Origin of the sequence: Priestia megaterium (assembly GCF_009497655.1) — a bacterium.
Classification (GTDB): Bacteria; Bacillota; Bacilli; order Bacillales; family Bacillaceae_H; genus Priestia; species Priestia zanthoxyli.
Genome location: NZ_CP023318.1, coordinates 86,289 through 101,417 on the forward strand (window position 1 = coordinate 86,289; position 15,129 = coordinate 101,417).

Annotated in this window: 19 protein-coding genes; 10 read left to right on the top strand and 9 right to left on the bottom strand. The window is 34.0% G+C overall.

What is annotated here, in order from left to right; translation table 11 throughout:
• Nucleotides 1-45: 45 nt before the first annotated feature.
• Entirely contained in the window at nucleotides 46-801 is a 756-nt protein-coding gene (locus CEQ83_RS26270; protein ID WP_155017614.1) for a carboxymuconolactone decarboxylase family protein, read from the bottom strand.
• A gap of 244 nt (nucleotides 802-1,045) precedes the next feature.
• On the opposite strand from CEQ83_RS26270, the gene CEQ83_RS26275 reads away from it, so the two are divergent.
• The 7 genes from CEQ83_RS26275 to CEQ83_RS26295 all read left to right on the top strand — a co-directional run bounded on the left by CEQ83_RS26275 (nucleotide 1,046) and on the right by CEQ83_RS26295 (nucleotide 4,493).
• Nucleotides 1,046-1,948 carry an AraC family transcriptional regulator gene (locus CEQ83_RS26275; RefSeq protein WP_155017615.1) on the top strand — a complete coding sequence of 301 codons (903 nt, stop codon included), beginning with the start codon at nucleotides 1,046-1,048 and terminating at the stop codon, nucleotides 1,946-1,948.
• A gap of 202 nt (nucleotides 1,949-2,150) precedes the next feature.
• The gene (locus tag CEQ83_RS26280) at nucleotides 2,151-2,456 is read left to right on the top strand and encodes a YolD-like family protein (RefSeq protein WP_155017616.1); all 306 of its coding nucleotides are present in this window, start codon (nucleotides 2,151-2,153) and stop codon (nucleotides 2,454-2,456) included.
• 51 nt (nucleotides 2,457-2,507) lie between these two features.
• Complete coding sequence (locus tag CEQ83_RS27300) at nucleotides 2,508-2,657, top strand: hypothetical protein (RefSeq protein WP_170960180.1); 150 nt, start codon at nucleotides 2,508-2,510, stop codon at nucleotides 2,655-2,657.
• Between the two features lie 64 nt (nucleotides 2,658-2,721).
• Entirely contained in the window at nucleotides 2,722-2,907 is a 186-nt protein-coding gene (locus CEQ83_RS27765) for a DUF8096 family protein (RefSeq protein WP_322745148.1), read from the top strand.
• A gap of 27 nt (nucleotides 2,908-2,934) precedes the next feature.
• On the top strand, nucleotides 2,935-3,417 hold the full coding sequence (locus CEQ83_RS26285; protein WP_155017617.1) for a hypothetical protein: 483 nt from the start codon (nucleotides 2,935-2,937) through the stop codon (nucleotides 3,415-3,417).
• Between the two features lie 478 nt (nucleotides 3,418-3,895).
• On the top strand, nucleotides 3,896-4,108 hold the full coding sequence (locus CEQ83_RS26290) for a hypothetical protein (RefSeq protein ID WP_155017618.1): 213 nt from the start codon (nucleotides 3,896-3,898) through the stop codon (nucleotides 4,106-4,108).
• 100 nt (nucleotides 4,109-4,208) lie between these two features.
• A complete protein-coding gene (locus tag CEQ83_RS26295) occupies nucleotides 4,209-4,493 on the top strand; it encodes an AbrB/MazE/SpoVT family DNA-binding domain-containing protein (protein WP_155017619.1) in 285 nt (94 codons plus the stop codon).
• 23 nt (nucleotides 4,494-4,516) lie between these two features.
• Here the strand turns inward: CEQ83_RS26295 and CEQ83_RS26300 are convergent, their stop codons facing one another.
• The 4 genes from CEQ83_RS26300 to CEQ83_RS26315 form a co-directional block, all read right to left on the bottom strand.
• Nucleotides 4,517-5,161, bottom strand: coding sequence for a hypothetical protein (locus CEQ83_RS26300; RefSeq protein WP_071277272.1), 645 nt, complete (start codon nucleotides 5,159-5,161; stop codon nucleotides 4,517-4,519).
• 474 nt (nucleotides 5,162-5,635) lie between these two features.
• A complete protein-coding gene (locus tag CEQ83_RS26305; protein ID WP_228123073.1) occupies nucleotides 5,636-6,085 on the bottom strand; it encodes an Rpn family recombination-promoting nuclease/putative transposase in 450 nt (149 codons plus the stop codon).
• A 30-nt stretch (nucleotides 6,086-6,115) separates the two neighbouring features.
• Nucleotides 6,116-6,388 carry an HU family DNA-binding protein gene (locus tag CEQ83_RS26310; protein WP_155017621.1) on the bottom strand — a complete coding sequence of 91 codons (273 nt, stop codon included), beginning with the start codon at nucleotides 6,386-6,388 and terminating at the stop codon, nucleotides 6,116-6,118.
• A 179-nt stretch (nucleotides 6,389-6,567) separates the two neighbouring features.
• Nucleotides 6,568-6,780 carry an alpha/beta-type small acid-soluble spore protein gene (locus CEQ83_RS26315; RefSeq protein WP_108674954.1) on the bottom strand — a complete coding sequence of 71 codons (213 nt, stop codon included), beginning with the start codon at nucleotides 6,778-6,780 and terminating at the stop codon, nucleotides 6,568-6,570.
• A 629-nt stretch (nucleotides 6,781-7,409) separates the two neighbouring features.
• Between CEQ83_RS26315 and CEQ83_RS26320 the strand changes: the two genes are divergently transcribed.
• Both CEQ83_RS26320 and CEQ83_RS26325 read left to right on the top strand, forming a co-directional pair.
• Complete coding sequence (locus CEQ83_RS26320) at nucleotides 7,410-8,594, top strand: Alp7A family actin-like protein (protein ID WP_155017622.1); 1,185 nt, start codon at nucleotides 7,410-7,412, stop codon at nucleotides 8,592-8,594.
• A 17-nt stretch (nucleotides 8,595-8,611) separates the two neighbouring features.
• Entirely contained in the window at nucleotides 8,612-8,989 is a 378-nt protein-coding gene (locus CEQ83_RS26325; RefSeq protein ID WP_155017623.1) for a hypothetical protein, read from the top strand.
• 143 nt (nucleotides 8,990-9,132) lie between these two features.
• Here the strand turns inward: CEQ83_RS26325 and CEQ83_RS26330 are convergent, their stop codons facing one another.
• Complete coding sequence (locus CEQ83_RS26330; protein WP_155017624.1) at nucleotides 9,133-9,558, bottom strand: VOC family protein; 426 nt, start codon at nucleotides 9,556-9,558, stop codon at nucleotides 9,133-9,135.
• Nucleotides 9,559-9,976: 418 nt separating this feature from the next.
• Between CEQ83_RS26330 and CEQ83_RS26335 the strand changes: the two genes are divergently transcribed.
• A complete protein-coding gene (locus CEQ83_RS26335) occupies nucleotides 9,977-10,843 on the top strand; it encodes an Rpn family recombination-promoting nuclease/putative transposase (protein ID WP_108674958.1) in 867 nt (288 codons plus the stop codon).
• Nucleotides 10,844-11,153: 310 nt separating this feature from the next.
• Here the strand turns inward: CEQ83_RS26335 and CEQ83_RS26340 are convergent, their stop codons facing one another.
• From CEQ83_RS26340 to CEQ83_RS26350, 3 genes are all read right to left on the bottom strand, one after another.
• Nucleotides 11,154-11,777 (bottom strand): LysE family translocator, encoded by a 624-nt coding sequence (locus CEQ83_RS26340; protein ID WP_155017625.1) that lies wholly within the window; start codon nucleotides 11,775-11,777, stop codon nucleotides 11,154-11,156.
• A gap of 249 nt (nucleotides 11,778-12,026) precedes the next feature.
• The gene (locus CEQ83_RS26345) at nucleotides 12,027-12,878 is read right to left on the bottom strand and encodes a MurR/RpiR family transcriptional regulator (protein WP_155017626.1); all 852 of its coding nucleotides are present in this window, start codon (nucleotides 12,876-12,878) and stop codon (nucleotides 12,027-12,029) included.
• Between the two features lie 277 nt (nucleotides 12,879-13,155).
• Nucleotides 13,156-14,532 carry an aspartate aminotransferase family protein gene (locus CEQ83_RS26350; RefSeq protein WP_155017627.1) on the bottom strand — a complete coding sequence of 459 codons (1,377 nt, stop codon included), beginning with the start codon at nucleotides 14,530-14,532 and terminating at the stop codon, nucleotides 13,156-13,158.
• Between the last annotated feature and the right edge of the window lie 597 nt (nucleotides 14,533-15,129).

Sequence of the window (15,129 nt, forward strand, 5' to 3'; positions counted from 1 at the left end):
TTTTTAAAAAACCTTAACGGTAAGAATTTTTTTCAGAAAGATTTCTTAATTTTCAGAAATAATTTCATTGATACATGCTAATGTGTTAAGTGTTCTCGGAAAGCCCACATATGGTAGACAGTGAGTGATAGCAGTGATTAATGTTTCCTTATCATTGCCCACATTTATGTTACCCTGCACATGTGCTTTCACTTGACCTTCAGCACCGCCTAACGCACTTATAATACAGAGCGTTAATAGCTCTCGTGTTTTCAAATCGAGTCCGTCACGAGTATAGAAATCTCCAAAGCAAAAAGCAGAAAGATATTCCTGCATATGCTTTTGATTTGATGGAGCACTCTCCTGCATTTTTTTTATGACATCTCCAAAAATCTCTACTTGAGTTGCAAGACCCTTTTGAAAGCGATTATCTTCATCTACCGTCTTTTGGCTTTCCATCGGTAAAGCGATATTCTTTGCTTTGAATACCTCATTAACTTCATTGATAGCATTTAACGTTTTCGGAAATCCAATATACGGAGCACATTGGTAAACCGCCTCTTTGATTTCTACAGGTGTTAGCCCAACATTCAATGCTGCACTAACATGTGCTTTTAATTGAGGTAACGTCTGGTTAGTAGCAAGAACCACCAAGGTGATTAACTCACGCTGTTTGTCATCCAGATTACCTTGATAAAAAACTTCACCAAAAATAAAATGGCTCAGAATGTCCTGGAAATCAGGATCAGTGGCATGTGTACTAGGTACTCCTTCACCAAATAGCTGTTTGAATTTTTCTTTGCTCTTTTCGATACGATTCATAAACAAGCCTCCTGATAGAAAAATTTGCATAAGCTCACATTTATATTAGCTACTTTTATTACAATTGATTGGTCGTGAACTTCTTTTAAATCGTTTTTTTCTTAACGTTTTTAATTATGTCATAAATATCAAAAAAGCCTTAACCTATTATTATCAAGTTCTTGCCTAATCCTCTCAAACTCCCTTACTAAATCTATAACTATCAGGTATAATGAACCGAAAATAAAGAAAAGGAGAATAAGTTATGTCTAACAAACCCTATAAACAGCAACATGAACTTGCTAAACTCATTGAACGCCTTTCGAAGCAGGACGGTGTTCACCCTACCATTATTCCATCTTTATTTCTCATCCGTGAATCCATTATTACTGAACCCATTTCTAGAGTTAACGAGCCATCTTTTTGCATTATCCTCCAAGGAGAGAAGGAGGTATTATTGGGAGAGGAACGCTTTTTATACGGTCCTGGTCATTATATTGTGGCATCAGTTGACTTACCAGTTACAGGTCAAGTCATCAAAGCCTCAGCCGAGTCCCCATATTTAGCCTTCAAACTTGAATTTACCTCTAGCCAGGTTTTAGAGGTTTTAAATAGCACAGATATTAAAACTGGGCAGGGAAAGAACGCAAAACGAGCTATGTATGTTAGCAAAATAGAGCCATCTTTGTTGGACGCAGTAGTAAGGTTAGCATCTTTGCTAGACACTCCAAAACATATCCCTGTTCTTGCTCCATTATTTAAAAAAGAAATTCTTTATTGGATTTTGCAAGGTCCACATGGCGAAGCGCTTGAACAAATGGCATTAGAAGGTAGCAATGCCTCTAGAATAAGAGAGGTTATAGATCATATCATCAATAATTATGAAGAGTCTTTTCGTATTGAAGAGCTTGCTGAAATAGCGAATATGAGTGTTTCATCGCTACACCGACATTTTAAAGAGGTAACGGCAATGAGTCCCATTCAGTTTCAAAAACAACTGAGATTGCAGGAAGCGAGGCGCTTGTTATTAGCAGAGTCAACAGATATAGCTCATGTCGCATTCAAGGTGGGATACGAAAGTCAATCGCAATTCAGTCGAGAATATTCCCGAATGTTTGGCTTTCCACCCAGAGTAGATATAAACCGAATGAGAGAAAACTACGTTTAAATGAAGAAGGATTTTAGGTTGTGAAAGGTTGTACCTAAAGTAAAAGGTGCTTTAGTTCAGTAAGAAATAGTAATCGTAAGATTTTCAACAATCTGGTGCTTTAATGGAGTAAGGATTACAAAAAACGATTATCGATATAGACATAGCTACATTGATAAAAACCATTAAAACAAAAGCTTTTTTAAAAGCATGTATTGATAAAATGAAAAAATGGCGTCCATTCGCCACTATGCCAGAGCAATACATAGGATTAAAGGAAATGATAAATAAGCAAGCAGAAGTAACTCAACCAGTTTTAATGGAACAGATGAATTTCACTTTAATTGAAGCCTTACATACAAATAAACAAGTGCACCTTACCTATTATAAGAAAGGACAATGCATAACAGAAACAGGATTCATTCAGTTTGTTGATTCTCTGGGGGATTTATTTATTTTCATTGATGACGTATTTGAGTTGAAGAATAAAATGAGGTTAAGCGAGCTCATCGATGTTCGCTTTGCGTAGTTCCTAAAGAAATCGTGTACAAGAATCATTTATTTGGGTGGAGGTACATTCATGTACAATTTTAGAGTCTACACGTTACGTGACGGTTCAAAGAGAATCATTAAATTAAAAGAAGGTGAATCATTTAAAGAGGAACTCCAAAGAGCAGGTATTCAAGAAACACAAATTTTTCAGATGCAACTAGTGGAAAAACCAGAGTAATTTTAACATACACCTCTTACATAGGTCTAATTGTGGTAGTCTAATAAAAGCCAAATAGAAAAGAGTGATCAACCTGGAAGAAATAAAGGAGCAAGAAATCGATTTTGATAAAGTGTATGACTATGCTGCATTTCCGGATAAAATTAGTGGCCGATGTGATAATTGCAATTCAGCTTACTTCAAAAGTTCCGTAAAAGGTGGCGTTTTCTTACGTGAATGTCGCCAGTGTGGGATGAAGAAGAGTATCTAATCATAAAGAGCTATAAGGAGTATGAGTATGGAACACATAGTTGATATATTAGAAACTAAAAAAAGCTCTCTAAGCAATGAAAATCAAGAGCTGTTAAAGAAATTGATACGAAAAATAAAATCATTTGCTACTACCCCACTCAATCGCAAACATTGTTTACGTATGGCACCATTTGCTGATTCTAAAGAGATAACAGAAGTTGTGATTAATACTATACAACCGTACGAGCTGAAGTTGCTTGGCGACAGTTGCTTTCGTGCCTACGATAGCATTGGTTATCACTATTGCATCGCATTACTTGCTTGCAGAGTTGCATTAAACGAGGTAGATGAATTAGATGTTGTGGCAGTGCTTGAACATGAAGTGGAGAAAGAATTGAAAGAACATCAACTGGTAGCCTCTAGAGGTGGAGAAAATTATCATGTAATGCTTCGTATTTTTAAGTGTTTTAAAAAAGATACAGATAGACTCAACCATTTGCTGATACGCCTACAAAATCACAGGGATTGAGATGCAAAATCATGTCATTCACAAACAACTAGAAGTACGTCAACCTCTTTTTAACAGAAGAGCAAATGAAACAAATCAATTTCACCTTAATTGAATCTTTGCATACAAATAAAAAAATATACCGCGCATATATGTAAAAAAACGAGATGCAAACGATTATGCATCCCGTTATGTGAAGAAGAAAAAACTAGCTTTTAATGCATTATATGATCTTTAAGGAACACCTCATTTAAGCATACATAATTGAAAGTAATCACAAAAAGGACTGCTGTACGGGAGTCTTTTTTTATATTCTTCCCGTGATTTACCTTCTATTAAAAGAAATAGATGGAGAAGAAGCAGCATTCTTATGCGTGAATGGCATGAGAATGCTGCCTTTTTCTGTAGATATAGGTGTGCACCTATACATTTTCTTTTACAATCCCCCCTTTAACCCTTATTATGGTAATAAACTCAAAATAAGGTGGGGGATGAATTTATGAGAGCAAAGATTGAGAAAGCGAACCATGTAGTGATGTTTCAAACAGCTGGTGAGTTTTATGCACACGAAGTGACTCAAGGTCCTAAAGTGGGTTTCTTTGCTTGTCCCTCTTGTGGAGTGAAAGTTTATCATAAACAAGACCATTTCTTTTCACGTGAGCATGCGCGTACGTGTACTTACGTACAAGAGCAACCTAAGACAAAGTTCTAAAAATGTATTCTCCTAGTTTGTAAATTTATCATTGGTCAATTTATACATTTATAGTATAATATGAAAGTTGTACTTATGAGCATATAAAAGGAGAGTCAGCATGAAGGGACTAAGTACGTTGAGAAAGATAGATGCAGTGGGTCGTATAGTAATTCCCATTGAACTAAGAAAAGAACTGAATATAGGTAAAGACGATTCTGTAGAAATTTTATTGGAAGATGATCATATAGAAATAAAAAAATATAAAGAATATGATAAATGTGTGGTTACGGGTGAGGTAACACCTGAGAACCGTAGGTATGCAAATAACATGGTTATCAGTCCGTTAGGCGCAAAAATTTTATTTAACGAAATAAAAGACAAGCAAAAAACCTTTGAATCGTAAATTCAAAGGTTTTTTAAGTCGACCTATTTTTTATTCTGTATACTTTCTAACCAGTTTTGTACAGAAGACCCTAAGCTAGTTGCTCCTACTTTTAATTCATCCATAATATAAGAAATTAAATTGTGTAAACTGTACTCTTCTTTATAAGGGTTATTTTTATTGATGAATTTTAACACCTCTTTTAACTCCTTTACTCTTCCCTGATCCAATTCTTCTTCTAAATGCCGAGTCATGTATTCATCAACAAAATCAGAGTTCCTTATACTCGCTTCAATTAAGAAAGATGCTGCTAATGCTGGAGAGCAATCTAAAGCATAAGCTAAGCGTTTTAGAATATCATACGTTTCTCCATGTCCATCTTTTAAGCGCGTAGAGACACGCTCCTTCTCAATATTCTTGTATAGATGTCTAATTGGCTCTTTGGACATATCTCCCATATATACAGTGCTGCCAAAGCTAAATCCTCTTCTAAAATAATTTGATAGGTAGTCCATTACTTTTGAAGAAGCAAGGCCTGATATACAAATTGATTCAATTACATTTTTTACAGGTGTATTTGTAATATAAGACAATCGATAAACACATTCTTTAAGATCAATTGGAAGTGATGGTTTTACATCTCGTTTTTTGTCACTTCGAATTTTTCTTTTCTTCTCTTCTACTCTCACATAATCACTCCTAAAATCTAAAATTATCTCTAGGACAATGACTTTTTGTACATACCTAAAACATGTATATGGCAGGGGAGGGAGGAGCATGTATATTTTTTTGAGATAGTGGAAAAAACTTATAATAGTAGAACATGAGAGGAGTCTTTTGTATGAAAATGACGAAAGAAGAAGCACAAGAAATCGCAAAAAAAATAAAAGAAAACTCCAACAAGTACGGATTACCTGTGAAAAAAAAGAAAAATGCTAGTGCAACTTAAAAGGGGATATATAAGAAAAGGTCTTCAATTTAATAAAAAATATAAGACTTATATTTTCCTACTATAGTACGCAATAACATTTAGTACGCTGCATAATAAAGATAAGCTAACTCAATTACAAAAAACTTTAAATTAGATGTACTGATAATAAGGAAGTTAAAAAAGGGACTGCCTAACAAATTAATTTGTTAGGCAGTCCCTTTTTTAATTATGATTATTGGTGACGTAATTTATCAATTTCTTCTGGTGTAAGGTGTGTAAATTCAGCGATTGTTTGGGTATCTAAACCCTTTTGAATCATACTTAAGGCCACCTTTAGGATACCTTTCTTTTCGCCTATTTCTTCACCTATTTGTTTTCCTTTTTCTTCTCCAAGTTTCTCAGCTCGTTTTAAAGCTGACTTTTCATCTAATAATGCTTTTCTTCGTGCTTCATATGCTAGTAGCACTTCTGGATCTTGGCTAACACGTTCCCACTCTTCCATCGCTTTCTTTAATACTTGATCTTCTTGCATCGCAATCTCCTCCAATACCTGAGTGATTTCTTCATCTTCGGATGCTTCAAGTAATAATAACCATCGCACAAGTTGATCTTCCCGTGGATCTACCTCTCTGTTACGCCATTTAATGAGATCAAGATAGACATCATGTAAAGCCTCCAGAATGGATTTCTGGAGGCTTTATATAAATGCTCTTTATTTAACAGCTTCTTTAAACTCTTTTCCTGCTTTGAAACCTGGAACCTTTGTTGCTGCGATTGTCATTTCTTCTCCAGTTTGAGGATTACGTCCTGTACGCTGTGAACGTTCACGTACTTCGAATGTTCCCAGTCCTACTAGTTGAACTTTTTCGCCTTTTGCAAGCGTTGTAGAAATCGTTTCAAATAACGCGTCTACAGCTTTTTTTGCATCTTGTTTTGTTAACTCTGACTTTGAAGCAACTGCCTCAATGAATTCAGCTTTTTTCATATGTAACTACCTCATCTCTTTTTATAGGGTATGTCGATTAAGAATATATCATATATTTTGAGAAAAGGTCAAACGTATGTTCTTTTTAGATGGAAGTATAGGCAAATACATAACAATAAAAAAAGAAGAAATGGAAACCCATTTCTTCCTTACATACACGTTTAGCTAGAACGATTACATTATCGGATGTTACTACCACCAAGTTGTTGTTCCGCCATTTGTACAAGACGTTTTGTAATCTCGCCACCTACTGATCCGTTTGCACGTGCAGTTGTATCAGGACCAAGGTTTACTCCAAATTCACTAGCGATTTCATATTTCATTTGGTCGATTGCTTGTTGAGCACCATATACCAATAGTTCATTTGTGTTGTTATTTTTATTGTTTGCCATTTTATACAACTCCTTTACAGTTTGTATCGTTAAGATGTGTAAAAAAAGAATGATTTATTCATAAGGTAAGAAATTATTTTTAAAAAGTCGTGAAGTTGACCAATTTGTAATAAAAAGAGGGAAAGAACTAAAAGAGGCTGTAAAATAGAAAGTAAAAAAGATGTTTTAGAGTATATATAGGTGGTAAACAAATAGTACAGAGTCAATGTAAGAATTTTATAGGCTACTGTAAAAGGTTAAATACTTAACTTGATGAAGGGACTGGTTCGGTTTTGAAAGACGTAACGGCGACTTCAACAAATGTATTACCCGAATTGAAAAGTAGGTATTGTGATTTAACGAACGGTACTCTCGTTATGAATCGATATACGTAACGAAAGGGCCTCACAAGGGCAAATGAACATGATAATTATTTTGTTGTAAGAGAGGAGAGCCTGCATCATTTTTTGATGCGGGCTCTTTTTAAGTTGAAGCTATAAAATAAGGTACATAAGGTATTAAATCTAAATATTGTTGATAGATGTAAGGTTTTGTAGATAATTAAGTTGCTCCCACATATTGAATATTTATCCTACATCAAGTACAATAAGTTGAATATAAGTTCAACTTAAAAAATGAGGTGTTTAAGAATGAAAATTTCACGTTTTAATAAAGATTGCGGGAACTCTGTTGATATGAACATTATGGATGGGTATCTATTTGATTTCCCAACGAATGTAGTTGAACTTCAAAAAGAAGCTGCAGATTCTTTTTTTACAGATGCTGTTACGGCTCCAGAAGAATTTAAGAAGCGTATTTTACTTTCTACAACCATTAAGGGTGAAGAGAAAGAGCGTTATTTCTTAGTAGGTGACATTGCCGCAAGTCAATTGCTTGCTAACAATCACATTAATAAATTACATAATAAAATTACAAGTCATATTCCATACATCACCTTTTTAGCTGCAATTGCGTACTACCATGCTTTACATGCGAAAGATAAAAAGGACAACACAATTGAAATTGACTATTTTTCTACGATGTTACCAATCTGGCTCCTTAAGAAAGAGAGCACATTTGGGGCGGCTCAAAAAGCTATGGCTAATCGCTTCTTAGGCGACCATACGTTTACCGTGCACACGCCTGGTTTTGAAAATACGTTAAAGGTAGTAGTAGAAGAAAGTGCGTGCTTGAAAGAGGGAGAAAGCGCACGTTTTGCGTTAAAAAAAGACTTAACCCTTGAAAATCGTGAAGATGCAAATGAGTATGCAGAATGTGAAACAGTGATGGTAGACATTGGTGGCGGATCTATTGATGTCGTTATTCTACCGGAAGGGCTGAAAGCTGCGAATAGCCGTGAATCGTTCCAGAGCATTGAAGGCATTCCGTATTTAGCCCATATTGATAAATTGCGCAAAGAGAAGTTCTTAGAATTATTTACAGACTTACGTGCCTTTGATCAATTTATTCTTGATAACTACAGCAAGCAAAAGTTTGTATTGAAAAACGAGAATACAGGTGAATCTATTGATTTAACAAGCATAATCAAATCTTCACTACGAGACTATGTGGAAATCTTATTGGCTAAATTAAATGATGTCGCACCACCACCAGCAAATAAACTGCGTAAGTATGTATACTGCGGTGGGGTAGCTCCTACTTTAGAAGTCCCTATCATGAATAGTATGCGTGAAAAAATTGGAGAAGAACGTACAGAGAAGTATCATAAGGTTCCACAAGATAGCCGCCATTTAAATTTATTTGGCTTAGAGATTCGTAGTATTGGTTACGTTCAAAAGAAGCAAGCAGCAGAGAAGAAAGCCGTTAAATCCTAACAACGTAGGTGATAGGAATGTCAGAGCGTCAAAATGCGTTTACGATTAAGACAAATCGATTGAGTGATGAAGTTTATAATCAACTAGCTACATATGCTAAATCGCGTAAGTTAGGGGATTATATTTCATCTTTAATTCTTCGTGATCTAGAAGATTCATCTACTGAAAGCAAAGCAATGGAAGACACAAAAACCTACGAAATGCTTGAACATATTAAGAGTGAATTAGCTGATTTAAAAACATTAGCAAAAACAACAGGTTTTGTAGGAAACGATTCCTTCAAAGAAGAAGAGCCTTCAGAGGTTCCCCAACTCAAAGAAGGAAAGATTGCAGATTTAGCAAATATATCTGGCTCATTAGACGATGACGACTTAGAAGAATATAACGATTTTTAAACAGGAAACCACTAGAATTGAACTGCACCCCAATTCTAGTGGTTTTTCTATAAAGTAAAATTGACTGTATTTAGATATACTTTATTGAATTAATGTACCCTTTAGTCCAATAAAATATTTGATCTAGTTGAACAATTAAATTTTCATCTATCAATTTGTGTTGAAATTTGCCAAGTAATACCGAATTTGTCTGTTAATTGGCCATATGATGGACTCCAAAAAGTTTCTTGAAGTGGCATTTCTATTTGCCCACCTTCTTGTAGTTTTTGGAATACTTCTTTTGATTTTTCTACGCTGTCTATAGTAATAGCTACCGTCACTTGTGATCCAATTTGGTATGGTTGACCTGGGAATGTATCAGAAAGCATTAAATCCGTATTACCAACTTTTAAATGTGCATTCATTACACGATCTACTGCTTCTATAGGAGTGGGGAATTCTGGATTGCTGGGCATTTCTCCGAAAGTTTGAACACCAATAACTTTTGCATCCAGTGCCTTCTCGTAAAATTTGACAGCTTCTTGCCCATTACCGTTCATAATTAAATAAGGATAAATTCCTAAAACCATGAAAAACACCTCTTTTAAAATTTTATTTAGATTTCAATAAATTATAGCTAATCAAGTTGAAGAACGTAAGTTCGATTTGGTCATAACACTTACTACGTATTTATACAACAAATTTATTATGTTATCCTGCACGGTTAGTTTGAGAAGAAAAAATTGTTTTAGAAAGATATGTAATAAAGGGTTTAATAAAAAGCGACCATGAACGTTGCTTTCTATTAACGTTCATGGGTAAGCCAGGGTTAACGCTGTACCTTGTTTATCATGAATACCATAGCAACCTTTGAGATTATATCAATCCAAAATAACTTTTAGTGTGATAATCATGAAAACAGGTTAGTTTTCTTTTCAACATTTGCAAACACATCCTTCTATCTTATAAAATAAGAGTAAGAAATAAGAAAGATAGGAAGAGAAATTCATGTCCACAAAATTAGTAAATTTACGAATTGATTTTGCTTTTAAACAATTATTTGGTACAAAAGGCAGCGAGGATATCTTAGCAGGCTTTTTAAACGCTGTTTTAGAAAAGTCTCTAGAAGCACCTATTACATCTCTTCAATTGGAAGACCCACATCTTCACAAGGCTTACGAAGATGACAAGTTATCTATTCTAGATTTATTAGCTACATTGAACAACGGAACACAAGTGAATATAGAAATCCAACTTCGTAATACGCATGATATGGTTAAACGCTCTTTATATTATTGGAGTAAATTATATACGTCCCAAATGCAAGAGGGGATGCCTTACCGCGCCTTACGAAAAACCATCACCATTAATTTGTTGGATTTTATTTTATTCTCTTCAGATGAAGAATTTCAAACGACAGGGCAGCTGTGGGACACAACAAAGCAACGTGTTTTAAGTGATGATATTGAAATTCATTTTGTGGAAATTCCAAAGCTTGTGAAACAATGGAGGCAAGAAAAGGTTAACCCGTGGGAAAATGCATTCGTTCGTTGGATATTATTGTTACCAGCTCATGAAGATGAACATTTAACTCAAACGTTGGAGGAGATTGCGATGAATCAAGATCCAATTTTACAAAAAGCGATGGATAAATGGGAAAATATGAGTCACGATTCTTCTTTCCGAAGCGCATACGAAGCGCGTGAAAAACTATTACTTGATGAGCAAGCTAAATTAGCACATGCCCGTGAAGAAGGATTAGAAGAAGGGAAAATTCGATTGATTCGCAGCATGCATGAGAATGGTATGCCTTTAGACGACATTGCAAAGTTTACTGGGTTAAATATAGAAGAAATAAAAAGAGTAATCCGATAACATAGAGGATGACAAAAGCTTTGCGAAAGATTTCGTAAAGCTTTTTTATTTTACAATTATTTAATTTTTTTTGGAGTTATTATGCACAATAGGAAAACGAATAAAACAGCTATTTTTTAAAGTGAAACTTATAATCTATAATTAATTATGAATGGTTTCTAGAACTAAGGTGCTCCTCTAAAATATAAGGGAACCTCTTTTTGTAAATAGGAAGAAAAAAGTTGACCTCCTAATAAATCATATTATGTTAATTAGAGGTGTGTAGAGCACACACTTTATATCCTCTACTAATAGTTGAAATTAGAACTATTTATGTACGAGCTTTTTCCAGAGCGAGTTTTATACCAAATCCTATTAATATAGTACCTGTTATTCCCTCAATAACCTTTTGTGTCTTAGGCTTCTTCATAAACGCACTAATCTGGTTAAGTAAATAGATATAAAATAAATACCACACGACAGTTAATACAATATAAGTTATCCCAAGTATAAGAAATGGCATAAAAGTATGTCTTTCAGGATTCACAAACTGTGGTAGAAAGGTTAAGAAAAAAACAGCTATTTTTGGATTTAGTAGATTGGTAAGGAAACCTTGTTTAAAAGAAGACTTATTCTTATACTTACTTTCGACAACCGTTTCAGTTGTTTCTTGATTTCTTAATGTCCATAATGACTTGATACCTAAATAAATTAAGTACACCGCACCAATATATTTAAAGATAGAAAATAACAGAGCTGATTTCGCAATAATTGCCGAAAGTCCTGCAATAGCAGTTAGTGTGTGAATAGATAGCGCACAACAAATCCCAAGCATTGTCTTAAACCCTCCCTGTTTGCCACCAGTAAGAGTGTTTTTTGTCATGATAGCAGTATCTGGACCAGGTAAAATAATTAGAAATATGCATGTAATCACGAACAAATAAAAGTTTTCCATCTTATTATCGCCCCTCGATTAAAATAGTTCTGTATCTACAATTCTTACATTGTATTATAGGTTAATCATTTTATTAATTGAAGATAAATCCTATAATACTTCTTCTTTGTTTTTTTAAAACTAATGGATTCTTTTTTATGAATTCAAAAAAATATTATGTTAACTAAAGGTGTATATCGTATATAGCTTAAAAACAGAAAAAAACTACTGACTTATCAGCGATCAATAGTTTTTCCTGTGAGTGCTCAATTAAATTTTATGAAAAATATTAAATTTATCCCATAGTTGTTCAAGGGACTCTAGTTTATCTTGGAAATTTTCTTCTTTTTCTTTTCCTACAGATATAATTAGTGCATTTATGAGACTAAGTGGAGCTACGAATGAATCAATAAAAGTCGGCATTTGACTAGATGCTGTTAATGGGATATCTGCATAAGGTATTAGAGGCGATAATAGATTATCTGTTATTGCAACAGTTGTTGCTTCTTTTTCTTTTGCATACGAAAAAACTTTTATTGTACTTTCCGTATATCTTGCAAAACTGATTCCAATTACTACATCATCTTCATTTAAATCATATATACGTTCTGATACATTCTCAATTGAATGAATAAGCTCGACTTGTTCTAAAAGAAATTGCAAATAGTACTGTAAAAATACACCTAAAGCTGTAGCACTTCTATTTGCCACAATATATACCCTTTTAGCTTTAAGTAGGCTCTCTACCGCATTTTTAAAAACCTCAATATCTAGTCCATCTAAAGTGGATCTAATGTTTGAAATATCGTCTAAAAAGATATCGTATACGCTTTGATCCTGATCTTTATATACTTCTTTGGATATTTTTAACCTCTCAGTTGTTGTCAACTGTCGTTGGGCAGAACTTTGCATATATTGTTGAAGTTCTGGATAACCGGAACATCCTAAAAAAGTAGCAAAACGTACAACAGTCGCAGGACTAACCCCTGTAATCTTGGCTAACTTATCCCCCGTTAAAAAAGGAACTGTATTAGGATTTTCTAAAATGTATTTAGCTATCCTCAAATTTGATTTACTCATAGTAGGCATCTGTTCTGCAATATGTTTATAAACATTCTTCATTTAATAATCTCCTTCATTCTAATCAAGTTATGTGTAATAAAAAATTATTTTCAATTATATATCCATCATTATAAACTAAAATGCCCTTCAAAAAATTGATCAGTTTTAGAATACCCCTCTAGTTTATACCTTTAAGATTTTGAAAATATCACCAATAACAATTAGTCTATTCTTTTCCGAAAACATTCACATATTACATTGAAGCATGTAATAAAAATAAGAGCTATAACAAATTATGCATGTGCATAGTCGTTATAGCTCTTAGTAAATTGATACTTTATTTAGTGATTACACGCTGAATTGCTTGGTCATGTGCTGCTACTGTACGCTGAATATCTTCTTTTGTATGAACAACAGACATAGAATAACGATTAAGAGGTTTTGTATAAACACCTAGTTTTAATAACTCATAATCAATTTTTTCGCGTAGTTTTGTATCTGCTTTATTCATATCGCGATAATTTTTGATATTACCTTCACCAAGAATAATATTAAAAATACTACCCATACCAACTGTTTGCATAGTCAACCCGTGGGATTTATATATTTCTTCTAATTGATCCCTTAACAATCGAGTATTTGCAAATAATTGGTCCATTGTACCTTTCTGCTCCAATACATTAATTGTAGCTAAACCTGCCGCAAGTATAGTTGGATGACCATTGTATGTTCCACTATGGTATAGAGGATCTTGTTTATTCTTATTCTCTGCTCCAGCTGTTAAAATATCGCGCCCATCCCTGGCAGAACTAATCATCATAATTTCTTTTTTACCACCAATAGCTCCCACAGGAAAACCTCCGCCAAGTACTTTTCCTAAAGCAGTAATATCTGGTTTAACTCCATAGACTTTTTGTGCTCCACCAAGGGAAATTCTAAAACCTGTCTTTACTTCATCAAAAATCAACACAATATTAAGTTCCTCTGTAATCTTGCGGAGACCCGTCATAAAATCTTGATCAGCTGGAATAAATCCACCTTGGATAGGTTCTAAAATTACACCTGCCAATTCATGAGCATGAGCTTTTAAGATCTTTTCTGTTGCTTCTAGATCATTAAATGGAAGAATCACAGTATTTTCAAGATAATAGTCTGGCAGTCCTCTTGATTCTCCTACTGCTTTAGGGGTTGTTGCCTCCCCTGCTTGATCTATATCAGGATTCACACTGACTAAAACTTGATCATATCCTCCATGATAGTGACCTTCAAATTTCGCAATTTTTTCTTTACCTGTATAGGCAACTGCTGTACGAATAGCTAAAAGTGTAGCTTCTAATCCAGAATTTGTATAGCGAACCATTTCAATACCAGGATACAATTCAACCAATTTTTCTGCCATCGTCGTTTCCATTTTATGTGGTGTACCGAAAATAGTTGTACCTGACTCCATCATTTGCTTCGTTACAGCCTCAAATACTTGCTGATGTCCATGACCTAAGATGAGAGCACCATAACATAGGAGATAATCAATATATTCGTTTCCATCCACATCCAAAAGCTTACTTCCTTTCCCTTTCTCCATCATTAATGGATGAGGATTAAAGTATTTAATGTTTGCTGTAACTCCTCCTGGAATTACCTCGCATGCTTTGTTAAATAAACTCGCAGACTTTTTAGTCTTTTCAGAAAGTAATGTTTCTTCTTGAATTTTCATAAAAAAATCCCCCTGTACCATCAAAAATTGAAATTATTATTTCACATATAATTATAACACGAAATAATAATTTCAATATAGGGAGAATTTCTTTATTTATAGAAAAAGAAATTAAATAACTGACCTTTTACCGATAACATCTGTTATGGTAACTACAAATGCATAGGAAGAACCAACCTGTGAGCTCTAGAGGTTGGTTTTTCTGTTCTTGTAAACGGAGTATAGTAGAATTACTTATGTGATACCTCACGGTGTCTTGGATAGTTTGCTCATAGCAAAGTACTTTCATTCAAAGAACGAGCCAATTCATAATATAGGCAGTCATTTATATAAGTTTTTTTTGCTTTGCTATACGCATAGAAATGTATCTATAGAGATGGGCAAGATTAGCTTAGATAGAAAATAGTAAGAGGATAACCTAAATAACTCCACCGATTAGGAAAAGCAGGTACTTAAGTGAATTTTTCATAGTTTATTTATTTCTTTCTAAAAAACACCTTGGAGAAAAGATGTTTTTTCTCTTTTTATGCTCTTCAATTTACAAAGAAGAGCATTACTAAATAGAAGGTATTAGATAAAGCTACTTACTTTACTCTA